Origin of the sequence: Achromobacter pulmonis, assembly GCF_002885955.2 — a bacterium.
GTDB classification, from domain to species: domain Bacteria; phylum Pseudomonadota; class Gammaproteobacteria; order Burkholderiales; family Burkholderiaceae_B; genus Achromobacter; species Achromobacter pulmonis_A.
Genome location: NZ_POQS01000004.1, coordinates 511,205 through 525,519, shown reverse-complemented (window position 1 = coordinate 525,519; position 14,315 = coordinate 511,205). Strand labels below are relative to the sequence as shown.

Below are 14,315 nucleotides of genomic sequence, written 5' to 3'. Positions count from 1 at the left end.
CTGTTTCCTGTTTCTTACGCTTGTTCTTGCCGGATTGCGGAGTTGCGTTGGCGTCCGAATTTGATTTGATCGCGCGCTATTTCAATCGCGCTGCGCCGGCAGGGTTGCTGGGCGTGGGCGACGATTGCGCGTTGTTTCCGGTGCCGCCCGGCGAGCAGGTGGCCACCAGCACGGATCTGCTGCTGGAAGGGCGCCATTTCTTTCCCGATGTGGACCCCAGGGCGCTGGGGCACAAGGCCCTGGCGGTGAATCTGTCGGACCTGGCCGCGATGGGCGCGCGCCCGATCGGCTGCGTGCTGGGCCTGGCCTTGCCGAGGCTGGACGAGGCGTGGCTGGCCGCCTTTGCCGAGGGCTTCCACGATCTGGCGGCCGTCCACGGCTGCCCGTTGATCGGCGGCGACACCACGCGCAGCGCGCACGACCTCGCCATCAGCGTCACGGTGTTCGGCGCGGTCGCGCCGGGGCAGGCCCTGCGCCGCAACGGCGCCCGGCCGGGCGACGATGTCTGGGTATCGGGCGAGCTGGGCGCGGCCGACGTGGCCTACCGGCTGCTCGACGGCCAGTATCCGGCCGACCCCGCGCTGCTGTCCGCGACCCGCGAGGCCCTGGAATGGCCGCGGCCCCAGGTGGCGCTCGGCCTGGCGCTGCGCGGCGTGGCCCATGCCGCCATCGACGTCTCCGACGGCCTGTTGCAGGACCTGGGCCATATCCTGGCCGCCAGCGGCGTGGGCGCCGATCTGCATTACCCGCAAATGCCCGTGGCCGCCGCGCTGGCCGGCCTGGACCCGGCGCGGCGCCGCCGCGCCGTGCTGGGCGGGGGCGACGTCTACCAGCTGTGTTTCACCGCCCCGGCGTCCCGCCGCGAAGCCGTGCTGGCCGCCGCCGGCGAGGCCGGCGCGCGCGCCACCCGCATCGGCCGGATCCGCGAGCGTGCCGGCCTGGACGTGCTGGACGCGCAGGGCCGGCCGCTGGACGCGCTGCCCGCCGGCTTCGACCACTTTCCCGCGGCCTGAGCGCCGCGTTTTTGCCTCATCCTCCTGGACGCCATGCCTCCCGCCGACACCCGCTCCCCTTCCATGCGCGACCGCAGCCGGGCTGCCTATCCCGCCCTGTCCTGGGTGTGCCGCGATCCCGGCCGGCTGATCGCCTTCGGATTCGGCAGCGGGCTGATCCGGCCGGCCTCCGGCACCTGGGGCACGCTGCTGGCCTGGGCGATCTGGGTCGCCGCCGCGCCGGCCGCCACGGACCTGGCCATCGGCGTGTTCCTGGCGCTGGCGTTCCTGTACGGCTGCTGGGCCTGTCATCGCGTCGGGCGCGAACTCCAGCAACCCGATCATGTCGGAATGGTCTGGGACGAGATGGTGGCGTTCTGGCTGGTGCTGTGGCTCACGCCGTCGGGCTGGCTGGCGCAGGCGCTGGCGTTCGTGCTGTTTCGCACCTTCGACATCGTCAAGCCGCCTCCCATCAAGTTCTTCGACGCCCACATCAAGGGCGGTTTCGGCGTAATGTGGGACGATATCGTGGCGGCCGGATACGCCTTGCTGGTCATGGCGCTGGTCGTGCGCACAGGAGTCTTGGGATGAGCGAAGCACAACGCAATATCGGGTCCGGCACGGAAGCGCTGGCCGCAACGCTGGGCGAGGCCCTGCGCCGCAAGGGCTGGATGCTGGGCACGGCCGAATCGTGCACCGGCGGCCTGCTGGCCGGCGCGATCACGGCGGTGGCGGGGTCCAGCGAGTGGTTCGAGCGCGGCTTCGTCACCTACAGCAACGACGCCAAGGTGGCCGAGCTGGACGTCTCGCCCGACGCCTTGCACCACTTCGGCGCGGTAAGCGAGCCGGTCGCGCTGGAAATGGCCAACGGCGTGCTGCTGGCCTCCGGCGCCGCGCGGGTGGCGGCGTCCACCACCGGCATCGCCGGCCCGGGCGGGGCCACGCCCGGCAAGCCGGTGGGGATGGTGTGCTTCGGTTTCGCCATGCGCACCGGCGACGGCATCACCAGCCGCGCGATGACGCACGTGTTCCCCGGCGACCGGACGCAGGTGCGTCAGGCCGCGGTGGAATTCGCGCTGCGGGGATTGCTGGAATTCGTGGGCGCGCCCGCCGGCCGGGGCTGAACCCCGGCGCGGCGTTCAGCGCACCGCGTTGATCGCGTCGCGCAGGCCCTGGGCCGCGGCGCCGGCGGCCTCGCGCCAGTCGTCGCCGCCGCTGGCGTAGATGATGGCGCGCGAGGAATTGATCATCATGCCGCTGCGCGCCGCGTTGGCGCCGGCGTTGACGGTGGCGGTGATGTCGCCGCCCTGGGCGCCGATGCCCGGCACCAGCAGGGGCAGGGCGTCGCCGATGCGCTGGCGGACGGCGGCCAGCTCGTTGGGGAAGGTGGCGCCCACCACCAGGCCGCACTGGCCGTCGGCGTTCCACTTGTCGGCCACCAGGCCCGCGACATGCAGGTACAGCGGCTCGCCGTTATCCATCTTCAGGAATTGCAGGTCCGAACCGCCCGGGTTCGAGGTGCGGCACAGCACGATCACGCCGCGGTCGCGCCAGGCCAGGTAGGGCTCGACCGAGTCCAGGCCCATGTAGGGGCTGACGGTCAGCGCATGCGCCTGGTAGCGCTCGTAGGCTTCGCGCGCGTAGTTCTCGGCGGTCGAGCCGATGTCGCCGCGCTTGGCGTCCAGCACGATGGGCAGGTCGGGATGCTTGTCGCGGATGTGCTGGCACAGCGCTTCGAGCTGGTCCTCGGCGCGGTGGGCGGCGAAGTAGGCGATCTGCGGCTTGAAGCTGCATGCGTACGGCGCGGTCGCGTCGACGATGTCGCGGCAGAACTGGAAGATGGCGTCCGGCTTGCCCTGCAATTCGCGCGGAAAGCGCTGCGGGTCGGGGTCCAGCCCGACTTGCAGGAGCGAGTTGCTGGCGGTCCAGGCGTGTTCGAGTTTTTGGATGAAGTTCATGGGATTCAGTGCAGTTTGACCCGTGGACGCGTGCGCCGCATGAGCAGGCGGGCGAGGGCCAGGGAGGCGGTGCGCGAGATGCCCAGCACGGCTTTGTGGTGCATCAGGTGCAGGCTCATGTACATCAGGCGCGCCAGTGTACCGCTTACGAACAGGCCGCGTCCGGCCAGCTTGCCCATCAGGCTGCCCACGCCGGCGTCCTGGCCCAGCGAGACCAGCGAGCCGTGGTCCTGGTAGACATAGGGTTCGGCGGGCTCGGCCGCGTGGCGCAGGCGGGCGGTGAGCTTCCTGGCCAGGTAGTCGGCCTGCTGGTGGGCGGCCTGGGCGCGGGCGGGCACGGTGCGGCCCTCGCGCCACGGCGCGGCGCAGCAGTCGCCCAGCGCCAGGATGTGCGGGTCCGGGGTTTCCAGCCTGTCGTTGACCTCCAGTTGCCCCAGCTTGTTCAGCGGCAGCCCCAGGTCGGCCAGCAGGGCGGGACCCTGGATGCCGGCGGCCCACATGCAGAGCTGGGCGGGGATTTCGCGGCCGTCCGCGGTGCGCACGGTGCTGTCGGTGACTTCGGACACCCGGCACGAGGTTTCCACGCGGATGCCCAGTTCGGTGAGCCGCCGGGTGGCCGCCACAGAAATCTTCTCGGGCAGCGCCGACAGGATGCGCGGCGCGCCTTCGACCAGCGTGATCGCCAGGTCGCGTTCGGCGCGGAAGTTCGGCAGGCCGTAGGCGCTGACCACGTGGCTGGCCTCGACCAGCTCCACCGCCAGTTCGACGCCGGTGGCGCCGCCGCCCACGATCACCAGATCCAGTCGCGCCGAAGGATTGCGCACCTTGGCCAGGTCCACCTGCGCCATGGCCTTGAGCATGGTCAGGCGGAACTGTTCCGCGTTTTCGGTGGTGTCCAGCGTGACGGCGTGTTCGGCCGCGCCGGGGGTGTTGAAGAAGTTGGACGTGCTGCCCAGGGCCAGCACCAGCGTGTCGTAGGCCAGTTCGCGGCGCGGCAGCACTTCCATGCCCTGCGCGTCGCTGACCGCGTCCAGCGTGATGCTGCGGTGCTCGCGGTCGACCTGTTCGAGGCGGCCCTGCGCGAACGAAAACCCGTTCAGGTGCGCCAGCATCAGGTATGAAAGGCCTTCCTGGTGGATGTCCAGCGTGCCGGCCGCGGCCTCGTGCAGCGAGGGCTTCCAGATGTGGAAAGGGCGGCTGTCGACCAGCGTGATGTGCTGGCGTCCGTGGATCCGGCCCAGCTTGGAAGCCAGTTCCAGGCCGCCGGCGCCGCCGCCGACGATGACGATGCGCTGCGAGGGGTCCGACGTCGATCTAGGCATCATGGCTCCCAGTATAAATAGCCGCGCCGGGGCGGCGGCATGACCAGCCGTGTCAATGCATGACGAAACGGCTGATGGCCACGCCCACCCACACCGTGCCGGCGAAGATCAGCAACAGCATCACCGCCGCGCTGCCGAGGTCCTTGGCCCGTCCCAGCAGCGGATGCGATTCGACCGACAGCGCGTCGGCCAGCGCCTCGATGGCGGAATTCAGCAGCTCCGCGGCCAGCACCATGATCACCGTGCCCACCAGGAAGAACACCTCCACCGTGGTGCGGCCCAGGAAGAATGCGGCCGGAATCATCAGCACGGCCAGCGCCAGTTCCTGGCGGAAGGCCGCCTCGTACTTGATCGCGGCCTGCAGGCCCTGCAGCGAGTAGCGCAGCGCGTTCAGGATGCGACGCAGGCCGCCGGTGCTCTTGTAGGGCGAGTGGTGCGGATTCGGGGACATGGGCGTGAATAGTGGACCGGGTGGCGGCTTTTTAACAGATATGGGCTACCCGCGGCGGGCAAACCCTAATTGTGACTCATCCGGGGCGGGCGCAAGATTCCGGTCAATTGGTAAGGCCACTTTACCTTCTGGCCCGAATTTCCCCGCACTTCCTCCAGCAACGCAGTCCATGCCCATCCAGACCATCGAACCCCGCCGCCTGTACCGCCAGATCGCCGACCAGCTCCGGCTGCTGATCGAGGCGGGCGAGTTCCCGGTCGGCGCGCGCCTGCCGCCCGAGCGCGACTTGGCGCTCAAGCTGGGCGTGTCGCGCCCCTCGGTGCGCGAGGCCCTGATCGCGCTGGAGGTCGAAGGCTGGGTCGAGGTCCGCATGGGCTCCGGCGTCTACGTGCAAAGCCTGACCGGCGTGCCGCGCGCCAGCCTCACGGCGGAAAGCCCGCTGGAAACCATACGCGCGCGCCAGGTGATCGAAGGCGAACTGGCCGCGCAGGCCGCGCTGCGCAACGCGCCCGCGCTGGTCGACGGCCTGGTCGAAGCGGTGGCAACCATGGAAGACGAGGCGCTCGCCGGCCACGTGCCCATCCGCGGCGACCGCCTGTTCCACACGCGTATCGCCGAAATGGCGAACAACGCGGTGCTGGTGCGCGTGGTCAGCGAACTCTTCGACGAGCGCCACAACCCCTTGTCCGTGAAGCTGGGCGACTACTTCGAGAATCCCGCCAGCTGGGCCTCGGCCATCGCCGAGCACCGCAAGGTGATCGACGCCATCCGCGCCGGCGACGACCGCGGCGCGCGCGCCGCCATGCACCATCACCTGGCCTGCTCGCACGACCGCCTCACCGCAAGCTGGCCCGGCGCCGACGCGCCCGGCCAGCATGCCGAGGCCGCGCCGGCCGCCCACCGGGAGCAGACCGAACCATGACGCTGGCCTGCCGCATCCACGGCGCGCGCGACCTGCGCCTCGAACCCGACGAAACCGCGCCGCTGGCGCCGCACGAAGTCGAACTCAGGCTGGGCGCCGCCGGAATCTGCGGTTCCGACCTGCATTATTTCCAGCATGGCCGCGTCGGCGCCTTCGTCATCCGCGAACCCCTCATCCCCGGCCACGAGGCCTCCGGCGTGGTGCTGCGCACCGGCGCGGCCGTGGCCTCGGTGGCGCCCGGCATGAAGGTCGCCATCAATCCCTCGCATCCCTGCGGCAGGTGCGACTACTGCCGCGCCGGCCGCGCCAATCTGTGCCGCAACATGCGCTTTCTGGGCAGCGCCAGCGTGTATCCGCACGTGCAGGGCATGTTCCGCGAACGCTTCGTCATGGCCGAGCGCCAGCTCACGCCGGTGCCCGAAGAAGACGTCTCGTTGGGCGAGATCGCCTGCGCCGAGCCCCTGTCCATCGGCCTGCACGGCGTGAACCGCGCCGGCCCTCTGATGGGCCGTACCGTGCTGGTGACGGGCGGCGGCACCATCGGCTGCATGACGGTGCTGGCCGCCAGGCTGGCCGGCGCGGCGCGCGTGATCGTCGCCGACGTCGCCGACCGCCCGCTGGAAATGGCGCTGGCCGTCGGCGCCGACGAAACCGTGCGCGGCGACCGGGCCGCGCCCGCCGACCTGGCCGACATCGCCGACGTCAGCATCGAGGCGGCCGGCAGCCCGGCCGCGCTGGCCACCTGCCTGGCGGCCACGCGCCGCGGCGGGCGCATCGTGCAAGTGGGAACGCTGCCGGCCGAAGGCATCGCGTTCCCGGCCAACAACATCATGGCGCGGGAGCTCGACTACGTCGGCGCGTTCCGCGCGGACGTGGAGTTCGATTGGGCCGTTTCCTACCTGCGCACGCGCAAGGTGGACGTGCGGCCCCTGATGAGCGCGCAACTGCCGTTGTCGCGCGCATTCGAGGCCTTCGAACTGGCAGCGGATCGCAGTCGCAGTACCAAGGTGCAACTTGTAGTCGAAGCATGACCTCCGGGCGGCACAGCAGGGTCGCCAGGCGGATCATTCAAAACAACGAGGAGACGACATGAACCCAGGCAACGCCCTCAAGGCGCTGATCGCCGCCCTGGCGCTGGCCGCCAGCAGCAGCGCGCTGGCGCAGACCAAGCTCAAGTGGGCCCACGTATACGAGACGTCCGAACCCTTCCATACCGCATCCGTCTGGGCGGCGCAGGAAATCGGCAAGCGCACCAACGGCCGCTACCAGATCGACGTGTATCCGGCCTCGCAGCTGGGCAAGGAAAACGACATCAACCAGGGCCTGACGCTGGGCACGGTGGACATCATCATCTCCGGCTCCAGCTTCGCCGCGAAAACCTTCCCGCGCATCGGCGTCACCTATTACCCCTACATTTTCCGCAACCCCGAGCACCTGATCGCCTACACCAAGAGCGACATCTACAAAGAGCTCACCCGCGGCTACGACGAGAAAAGCGGCAACCACATCGTCGCCACCACGTACTACGGCACGCGCCAGACCACCTCCAACCGCCCCTTCACCAAGTGCGCCGAAATGAAGGGCCTGAAGATCCGCGTGCCGGACGTGGCGGCCTACCTGGCCATGCCGCGCGCCTGCGGCGCCAATACCGCGCCGATCGCCTTCGCCGAGGTCTACCTGGCCTTGCAGAACGGCACCGTCGAGGCGCAGGAGAACCCGCTCACCACCATCGAGGCCAAGAAGTTCTATGAAGTCCAGAAGAACATCATCCTCACCGGCCACATCGTCGACCACCTGAACACGGTGATCTCGGGCAAGCTCTGGAAGAGCCTGTCCGACGAGGACAAGAAGATCTTCACCGAGGTCGCGCAGCAGGCGGCCGAGAAGGCCTCGGGCGAAGTCGCCGAGAGCGAAAAGAAAATGGTCGAGGTGTTCCGCAAGCGCGGCCTGAACGTGGCGGAGGTCAACGTCCAGGACTTCCGCGACACCGTGCTGGAGAAAGTGCCGTTCAAGCAGTACGGCTACGAAAAATCGGATTGGGAACGGATCCAGGCCGTGAAGTGAACGCGCCCGCGGGGCCGCCGCCGGCGGTCCCGACCCTCCCGACTTCGCACTAGGGGAACGCCATGCATTCCGATGCCAAGGCCGCCGTCATGGCGGCGGCCAGCCACGACCCTGTCCGGCCCGGCACGCAGCCGCCGCCGCTGGCCACCGCCGAAGAAATCGTCCACAGCTTCGAAGAGGCCGACCACCATGAAGTCAGCCTGGCGGGCTACCAGCCCGAAGACTGGATCTGCCTGGCCATATTCTGGATCATGGCGCTGCTGGTTTTTCTGCAGTTCTTTTCGCGCTACGTGCTCAACGATTCCTATGCCTGGACCGAGGAGCTCGCCGTCTATTGCCTGATCGGCGTGGTGTTCCTGGGCTCGGCCATGTGCGTGCGGGCCTGCCGCCACATCCAGGTGGATTTTCTATACCGCTACCTGCCGCGCCCCGCGGGCCGCGTGCTGGCCACCGTCATCGACCTGCTGCGCACCGTGTTCTTCGGCTACGCCGTATGGCTCACCTACCGCTACATCACGCTGGTGGGCGACGAGCCCATGACCACGCTGTTCTGGAACAAGGCCTATGTCTACTGGGTGGCGCTGGCCGGCTTCGCCCTGATGTTCCTGCGCTCGGCGCAGGTGGCCGTCGCCAACTGGCGCCAGGGCTATTCCATCCTCGAAAACCCCGAGGCCTACGCGTCGCTGGACTGATCCGACAACCACAACCGGAAACGAGACATGGGCATACTGATCGGAACCTTTCTGCTGTTGATGATCTTCGGCCTGCCGGTGGCGGTGGCCATGGCGGGCGCGTCGCTGCTGTTCGTGCTGATCTCGGGCAGCGTGCCCGACGTGGTGGTGGCGCAGCGCATGATCGCGGGCGTGGAATCCTTCCCGCTGCTGGCCGTGCCGTTCTTCATCCTGGCCGGCAACCTGATGAACATCGCCGGCATCACCGGGCGCATCTACAACTTCGCCGTGGCGCTGGTGGGCTGGATGCGCGGCGGGCTGGGGCAGGTGAACATCATCGGCTCGGTGGTGTTCGCCGGCATGTCGGGCACCGCCATCGCCGACGCCGCGGGCCTGGGCACCATCGAGATCAAGGCCATGAAGGACCACGGCTACGGCACCGAGTTCGCGGTGGGCGTGACCGCCGCCTCGGCCACGCTCGGCCCCATCATCCCGCCGTCGCTGCCCTTCGTCATCTACGGCATGATGGCCAACGTGTCCATCGGCTCGCTGTTCCTGGCCGGCCTGGTCCCGGGCGCCGTGCTGATCGTGCTGATGATGCTGACCGTGGCCTATTTCGCGCGGCGCAACAACTGGGGCGGCGACGTGTCGTTCGACTGGAAGCGGCTGGGCGGCGCCACGCTGGAAGTGGCCGTGGTGCTGGCCTTTCCGCTGGCGATCTGGGCCATGACCGAGGCCGGCCTGTCGTCCAACATGGCCACCGGCATCGCCTTCGCGGCCTTGCTGCTGCTGGACTGGCGCTACAACTTCTCGGCGGTGATGGCGCTGATGGCGCCCGTCATCCTGATCGGCGGCATGACCCTGGGATGGTTCACGCCCACCGAGGCCGCCGTGGCCGCCGTGATCTGGGCGCTGTTCCTGGGGCTGGTGCGTTACCGCTCCATGACGTTGCGCACGCTGGCCAAGGCCACTTTCGACACCATCGAGACCACGGCCTCGGTGCTGTTCATCGTCACCGCCGCGTCGGTGTTCGCGTGGCTGCTGACCACCTCGCAGGCCGCGCAGGCGCTGACCGACGGCATCCTCAGCGTGACGCAGAACAAGTGGGTGTTCCTGCTGATGGCCAACGTGCTGATCCTGATCGTGGGCTGCTTCATCGACACCATCGCCGCCATCACCATCCTCGTGCCCATCCTGCTGCCCATCGTGCTCAAGCTCGGCATCGACCCCATCCACTTCGGGCTCATCATGACGCTGAACCTGATGATAGGCCTGCTGCATCCGCCGCTGGGCATGGTGCTGTTCGTGCTGGCGCGCGTGTCCAAGCTGTCGGTCGAACGCACGACGATGGCCATTCTGCCGTGGCTGGCGCCGCTCTTCGTGGCGCTGATCGCCATCACCTACATCCCGCAGATCACGCTCTGGCTGCCCACCTTCCTGGGCATGGCCAAATAAGGAGACCCCCGCAATGACCGGAAGACTGCAAGGCAAGACCGCCATCGTCACCGCCGCCGGGCAGGGCATAGGCCGCGCCGTGGCCGAGGCCTATGCGCGCGAAGGCGCCGACGTGCTGGCCGTGGACATCAACGGCGCGGCGCTGGAAACGCTGGCCGGGTGCCGGCGCCGCACGCTGGACCTGACCGGCGCCTCGGCCGCGGCCGAACTGGCCGCCGAGGCCGGGCCGGTGGACGTGCTCTTCAATGGCGCGGGCTTCGTGCACGCCGGCACTATCCTGGACTGCGACGAACCGGCCTGGGATTTCTCGTTCGAGCTGAACGTGAAAACCATGTACCGCATGATCCGGGCCTGCCTGCCGGGCATGCTGGCGCGCGGCGGCGGCTCCATCGTCAACATGGCCTCGGTGGCCTCCAGCATCAAGGGCGCGCCCAACCGCTGCGTCTACGGCGCCACCAAGGCGGCGGTGATCGGCCTGACCAAGTCCGTGGCCGCCGACTACATCGGCCAGGGCATCCGCTGCAACGCCATCTGCCCGGGCACCGTGGAATCGCCTTCGCTGCGCCAGCGCATCGAGGCCCAGGCCGCCGCGAGCGGCCAGACGCTGGCCGCCGTCGAGGCCGCCTTCGTCGCCCGCCAGCCCATGGGCCGCATCGGCACCACCGCCGAAATCGCGGCGCTGGCGCTGTACCTGGCCAGCGACGAATCCGCCTTCACCACCGGCACCGCCCAGGTCATCGACGGCGGCTGGTCCAACTGAACTCTCACACACCTCTCAAGGAAACCGAGATGAAACTGGTGCGCTATGGCGCGAAAGGCGCGGAAAAACCCGGCATGATCGACGCCCGCGGACAGCTGCGGGACCTGTCCGCGGCGCTGCCCGACATCACCGCCGCCACGCTCACGCAGGCCGGGCTGGCGAAACTGCGCGCGCTGGACCCCGACAGCCTGCCGCGGGTCGACCGCCCGGGCCGGATGGCCCCGCCCTGGAGCGGCATGGGCAAATTCATCTGCATCGGCCTGAACTACGCCGACCACGCGGCCGAGTCCGGCCTGCCGGTGCCGGCCGAACCGGTGATCTTCATGAAGCCCACCTCGGCCGTGGTCGGCTGCAACGATCCGGTGGTGCTGCCCCGGGAATCCGTCAAGACCGACTGGGAAGTCGAGCTGGGCGTGGTGATCGGCGAGCGCGCCCGCTACGTCAGCGAAGCCGACGCCATGAAGCACGTGGCCGGCTACTGCGTGGTCAACGACGTGTCCGAGCGCGAATACCAGATCGAGCGCGGAGGCACCTGGGACAAGGGCAAGGGCTGCGACACCTTCGGCCCGGTCGGCCCCTGGCTGGTGACGGCCGACGAAATCGCCGACCCGCAGGCGCTGGACATGTGGCTGGAAGTCAACGGCAAGCGCTACCAGAACGGCAGCACCCGCACCATGGTGTTCGGCGTGGCGCAGCTGGTGTCCTACGTCAGCCGCTTCATGACCCTATACCCGGGCGACCTGATCAGCACCGGCACGCCGCCGGGCGTGGGCATGGGCCAGAAGCCGGCTCCGGTGTACCTGAAGGCGGGAGACCGGATGCGCCTGGGCATCGCCGGCCTGGGCGAGCAGCAACAGTCCGTCCATGCCTGGGCCCCCGAGCTGATCGACGCCTAGGCCCTAGTCGCGCCCGCCAGGAGCCATCCATGCCTGAGACCGATACCGCGTTCATACGCATCCACCCGGCCGACAACGTGGTGATCGCCCGCCGCCAGCTGGCCGGCGGCACGCCGTTGGCCGGCGAGAACATCGTCGTGCGCGGACTGGTGCCGCCCGGCCACAAGATCGCCACGCGGGCCATCGCCGCCGGCGAGCCGGTGCGGCGCTACAACCAGATCATCGGCGTGGCGCGCTGCGACATCGCCGCCGGCGCGCACGTGCACACGCAGAACCTGGAGTTCTCCGACTTCGAGCGCGACTACGCGGTGGGCGCCGACGCGCGGCCCACCGACTACGTGGACGCGCCGGCGCAGTTCGACGGCATCGTGCGCGCCGACGGCCGCGTCGCCACCCGCAACTACATCGGCATCCTCACCAGCGTGAACTGCTCGGCCACGGCGGCCCGCGCCATCGCCGACCATTTCCGCCGCGACATCCACCCCGAAGCGCTGGCCGCCTATCCCAACGTGGACGGCGTGGTGGCGCTGACGCATGGCGCGGGCTGCGCCACCGGCAGCGAAGGCGAGCCGCTGCGCCTGCTGCGCCGCACGCTGGGCGGCTACGCCAGGCATCCCAACTTCGCCGGCCTGCTGGTGCTGGGGCTGGGCTGCGAGACCAACCAGATCGGCGGCCTGATGGAGCAGGAAGGCCTGCGCGAAAGCGGGCTGCTGCACACCTTCAACATCCAGGAAACCGGCGGCACGCGCAAGACGGTGGCGCACGGCATCGAGCTGGTGCGCGCCATGCTGGCGCAGGCGGACCGCGTGCGCCGCCAGCCCGTGCCGGCCAGCCATCTCACCGTGGGCCTGCAGTGCGGCGGCTCCGACGGCTATTCCGGCATCAGCGCCAATCCCGCGCTGGGCGCGGCGGTGGACCTGCTGGTGCGCCACGGCGGCACCGCCATTCTGTCGGAGACGCCCGAGATCTACGGCGGCGAGCACCTGCTGACGCGGCGCGCGGCCACGCCCGAGGTCGCGGCCAAGCTGCTGGCGCGGCTGCGCTGGTGGGAGGACTACTGCGCCCGCAACGACGCCGAGATGGACAACAACCCCTCGGCCGGCAACAAGGCCGGCGGGCTCACCACCATCCTGGAGAAGTCCCTGGGCGCCATCGCCAAGAGCGGCACCACGCGCCTGGCCGACGTATACGAATACGCCGAGACCGTGCGCGAGCGCGGGCTGGTGTTCATGGACACGCCGGGCTACGACCCGGTGTCGGCCACCGGCCAGGTCGCGGGCGGCGCCAACCTCATCTGTTTCACCACGGGCCGCGGCTCGGCCTACGGCTGTGCGCCCGCGCCCTCGCTGAAGCTGTCGACCAACACGGCGCTATGGCAGCGGCAGTCCGACGACATCGACATCAATTGCGGCGAAGTGGTCGACGGCGCGCAAAGCGTGGCCCAGATGGGCGAGCGCATCTTCGCCCTGATGCTGGAGACGGCGTCGGGACGGCGCACGCGCAGCGAGGAGCACGGCTACGGCCAGAACGAATTCGTTCCCTGGCAGCTGGGCGCGGTGATGTAGGCGCCCGGCCGCGGCCAGGGTTTTCCGGCATTCCACAGGACCATTCATGAAGATCACCCAAGCGCGCGTTATCGTCTGCAGCCCCGGCCGCAACTTCGTCACCCTCAAGATCGAAACCGACGAGGGCCTGCACGGCATCGGCGACGCCACGCTCAACGGCCGCGAGCTGGCCGTGGCCGCCTACCTGACCGAGCACGTCATTCCCTGCCTGATCGGCCGCGACCCGCATCAGATCGAGGACATCTGGCAATACCTGTATCGCGGCGCGTACTGGCGCCGCGGGCCGGTCACCATGGCGGCCATCGCCGCCGTGGACACGGCGCTGTGGGACATCAAGGCCAAGGCCGCCGGCATGCCGCTGTACCAGCTGCTGGGCGGCAAGAGCCGCACGGGCGTCCTGGTCTACGGCCACGCCAACGGCCGCGACATCGACGAAACCGTGGACGAGGTGCTGCGCTACCGCGAAATGGGCTACCGGGCGATCCGCGCGCAAAGCGGGGTGCCGGGCCTGAACGCGGTGTACGGCGTGGGCCGCGGCCGCATGTTCTACGAACCGGCCGACGCTTCGCTGCCGTCGGAGCACGACTGGTCCACCGAAAAATACCTGGACCATGCCCCGCGCCTGTTCCAGCGCGTGCGCGACGCCGTGGGCTGGGAGACCCACCTGCTGCATGACGTGCATCACCGGCTCACGCCCATCGAGGCCGGCCGGCTGGGCAAGGCGCTGGAGCCGTTCCGGCTGTTCTGGATGGAGGACGCCACTCCGGCCGAAAACCAGGAGGCGTTCCGCCTGATCCGCCAGCACACGGTCACGCCGCTGGCCGTGGGCGAGATCTTCAACACCATCTGGGATTGCAAGGACCTGATCGAACACCAACTGATCGATTACATCCGCGCCACCGTGGTCCATGCCGGCGGCATCACGCACCTGCGCCGCATCGCCGACCTGGCCGCGCTCTACCAGGTGCGCACCGGCTGCCACGGCGCCACCGACCTGTCGCCGGTGTGCATGGGCGCGGCCCTGCATTTCGACTTGTGGGTGCCGAACTTCGGCATCCAGGAATACATGCGGCACACCGACGAGACCGACGCGGTGTTCCCCCACGCCTACACCTTCGACCAGGGCATGCTGTATCCCGGCGACGCGCCGGGCCACGGCGTGGACATAGACGAAGACCTGGCCGCCCGCTATCCCTACCAGCGCGCCTACCTGCCGGTCAACCGGCAGGCGCATGACGGCACGCTCTGGCACTGGTGAG

15 protein-coding genes are annotated in these 14,315 nt (G+C 69.2%); 12 read left to right on the top strand and 3 right to left on the bottom strand.

The window, feature by feature from the left end; all coding sequences use genetic code 11:
* The first annotated feature begins 47 nt into the window (after positions 1-47).
* The 3 genes from thiL to C1I89_RS17605 all read left to right on the top strand — a co-directional run bounded on the left by thiL (position 48) and on the right by C1I89_RS17605 (position 2,116).
* Positions 48-1,013, top strand: a complete 966-nt coding sequence (gene thiL / locus C1I89_RS17615) for a thiamine-phosphate kinase (RefSeq protein WP_102773956.1) — start codon at positions 48-50, stop codon at positions 1,011-1,013.
* Between the two features lie 63 nt (positions 1,014-1,076).
* Positions 1,077-1,583 carry a phosphatidylglycerophosphatase A family protein gene (locus tag C1I89_RS17610; protein ID WP_102774169.1) on the top strand — a complete coding sequence of 169 codons (507 nt, stop codon included), beginning with the start codon at positions 1,077-1,079 and terminating at the stop codon, positions 1,581-1,583.
* On the top strand, positions 1,580-2,116 hold the full coding sequence (locus C1I89_RS17605; protein ID WP_246842456.1) for a CinA family protein: 537 nt from the start codon (positions 1,580-1,582) through the stop codon (positions 2,114-2,116). The genes C1I89_RS17610 and C1I89_RS17605 overlap by 4 nt, the downstream gene beginning before the upstream one ends.
* Positions 2,117-2,131: 15 nt before the next feature.
* On the opposite strand, the gene pyrF is transcribed toward C1I89_RS17605, so the two are convergent.
* The 3 genes from pyrF to C1I89_RS17590 are packed head-to-tail and all read right to left on the bottom strand — an operon-like array spanning position 2,132 to position 4,723.
* Positions 2,132-2,950: an orotidine-5'-phosphate decarboxylase gene (gene pyrF / locus C1I89_RS17600; RefSeq protein ID WP_102773955.1), complete on the bottom strand. Its 819-nt coding sequence runs from the start codon at positions 2,948-2,950 to the stop codon at positions 2,132-2,134.
* A gap of 5 nt (positions 2,951-2,955) precedes the next feature.
* Positions 2,956-4,275, bottom strand: coding sequence for an NAD(P)/FAD-dependent oxidoreductase (locus tag C1I89_RS17595; protein ID WP_102773954.1), 1,320 nt, complete (start codon positions 4,273-4,275; stop codon positions 2,956-2,958).
* Positions 4,276-4,324: 49 nt separating this feature from the next.
* Positions 4,325-4,723 (bottom strand): diacylglycerol kinase, encoded by a 399-nt coding sequence (locus C1I89_RS17590; RefSeq protein ID WP_063960534.1) that lies wholly within the window; start codon positions 4,721-4,723, stop codon positions 4,325-4,327.
* A gap of 169 nt (positions 4,724-4,892) precedes the next feature.
* On the opposite strand from C1I89_RS17590, the gene C1I89_RS17585 reads away from it, so the two are divergent.
* From C1I89_RS17585 to manD, 9 genes are all read left to right on the top strand, one after another.
* Positions 4,893-5,645: a FadR/GntR family transcriptional regulator gene (locus C1I89_RS17585; protein ID WP_102773953.1), complete on the top strand. Its 753-nt coding sequence runs from the start codon at positions 4,893-4,895 to the stop codon at positions 5,643-5,645.
* Positions 5,642-6,676: an L-idonate 5-dehydrogenase gene (locus C1I89_RS17580; protein ID WP_102773952.1), complete on the top strand. Its 1,035-nt coding sequence runs from the start codon at positions 5,642-5,644 to the stop codon at positions 6,674-6,676. The genes C1I89_RS17585 and C1I89_RS17580 overlap by 4 nt, the downstream gene beginning before the upstream one ends.
* A gap of 58 nt (positions 6,677-6,734) precedes the next feature.
* Positions 6,735-7,709 carry a sialic acid TRAP transporter substrate-binding protein SiaP gene (locus C1I89_RS17575; protein ID WP_102773951.1) on the top strand — a complete coding sequence of 325 codons (975 nt, stop codon included), beginning with the start codon at positions 6,735-6,737 and terminating at the stop codon, positions 7,707-7,709.
* Between the two features lie 62 nt (positions 7,710-7,771).
* Complete coding sequence (locus C1I89_RS17570; protein ID WP_102773950.1) at positions 7,772-8,401, top strand: TRAP transporter small permease; 630 nt, start codon at positions 7,772-7,774, stop codon at positions 8,399-8,401.
* A gap of 27 nt (positions 8,402-8,428) precedes the next feature.
* Positions 8,429-9,835, top strand: coding sequence for a TRAP transporter large permease (locus tag C1I89_RS17565; protein ID WP_102773949.1), 1,407 nt, complete (start codon positions 8,429-8,431; stop codon positions 9,833-9,835).
* A gap of 13 nt (positions 9,836-9,848) precedes the next feature.
* Positions 9,849-10,595, top strand: coding sequence for an SDR family oxidoreductase (locus tag C1I89_RS17560; protein WP_102773948.1), 747 nt, complete (start codon positions 9,849-9,851; stop codon positions 10,593-10,595).
* A 29-nt stretch (positions 10,596-10,624) separates the two neighbouring features.
* Positions 10,625-11,491 (top strand): fumarylacetoacetate hydrolase family protein, encoded by an 867-nt coding sequence (locus C1I89_RS17555; RefSeq protein ID WP_102773947.1) that lies wholly within the window; start codon positions 10,625-10,627, stop codon positions 11,489-11,491.
* Between the two features lie 29 nt (positions 11,492-11,520).
* Positions 11,521-13,056 (top strand): UxaA family hydrolase, encoded by a 1,536-nt coding sequence (locus C1I89_RS17550; RefSeq protein ID WP_102773946.1) that lies wholly within the window; start codon positions 11,521-11,523, stop codon positions 13,054-13,056.
* Positions 13,057-13,102: 46 nt separating this feature from the next.
* Positions 13,103-14,314: a D-mannonate dehydratase ManD gene (gene manD, locus C1I89_RS17545; protein WP_102773945.1), complete on the top strand. Its 1,212-nt coding sequence runs from the start codon at positions 13,103-13,105 to the stop codon at positions 14,312-14,314.
* The last annotated feature ends 1 nt before the right edge of the window (position 14,315 follow it).

Coding starts and splice junctions, on each gene's coding strand:
- C1I89_RS17585 (WP_102773953.1), top strand. CDS start 4,893: ATGCCCATCCAGACCATCGAACCCCGCCGCCTGTACCGCCAGATCGCC.
- C1I89_RS17565 (WP_102773949.1), top strand. CDS start 8,429: ATGGGCATACTGATCGGAACCTTTCTGCTGTTGATGATCTTCGGCCTG.
- C1I89_RS17605 (WP_246842456.1), top strand. CDS start 1,580: ATGAGCGAAGCACAACGCAATATCGGGTCCGGCACGGAAGCGCTGGCC.
- manD (WP_102773945.1), top strand. CDS start 13,103: ATGAAGATCACCCAAGCGCGCGTTATCGTCTGCAGCCCCGGCCGCAAC.
- C1I89_RS17610 (WP_102774169.1), top strand. CDS start 1,077: ATGCGCGACCGCAGCCGGGCTGCCTATCCCGCCCTGTCCTGGGTGTGC.
- C1I89_RS17595 (WP_102773954.1), bottom strand. CDS start 4,275: ATGATGCCTAGATCGACGTCGGACCCCTCGCAGCGCATCGTCATCGTC.
- C1I89_RS17590 (WP_063960534.1), bottom strand. CDS start 4,723: ATGTCCCCGAATCCGCACCACTCGCCCTACAAGAGCACCGGCGGCCTG.
- pyrF (WP_102773955.1), bottom strand. CDS start 2,950: ATGAACTTCATCCAAAAACTCGAACACGCCTGGACCGCCAGCAACTCG.
- C1I89_RS17575 (WP_102773951.1), top strand. CDS start 6,735: ATGAACCCAGGCAACGCCCTCAAGGCGCTGATCGCCGCCCTGGCGCTG.
- C1I89_RS17555 (WP_102773947.1), top strand. CDS start 10,625: ATGAAACTGGTGCGCTATGGCGCGAAAGGCGCGGAAAAACCCGGCATG.
- C1I89_RS17580 (WP_102773952.1), top strand. CDS start 5,642: ATGACGCTGGCCTGCCGCATCCACGGCGCGCGCGACCTGCGCCTCGAA.
- C1I89_RS17550 (WP_102773946.1), top strand. CDS start 11,521: ATGCCTGAGACCGATACCGCGTTCATACGCATCCACCCGGCCGACAAC.
- C1I89_RS17560 (WP_102773948.1), top strand. CDS start 9,849: ATGACCGGAAGACTGCAAGGCAAGACCGCCATCGTCACCGCCGCCGGG.
- C1I89_RS17570 (WP_102773950.1), top strand. CDS start 7,772: ATGCATTCCGATGCCAAGGCCGCCGTCATGGCGGCGGCCAGCCACGAC.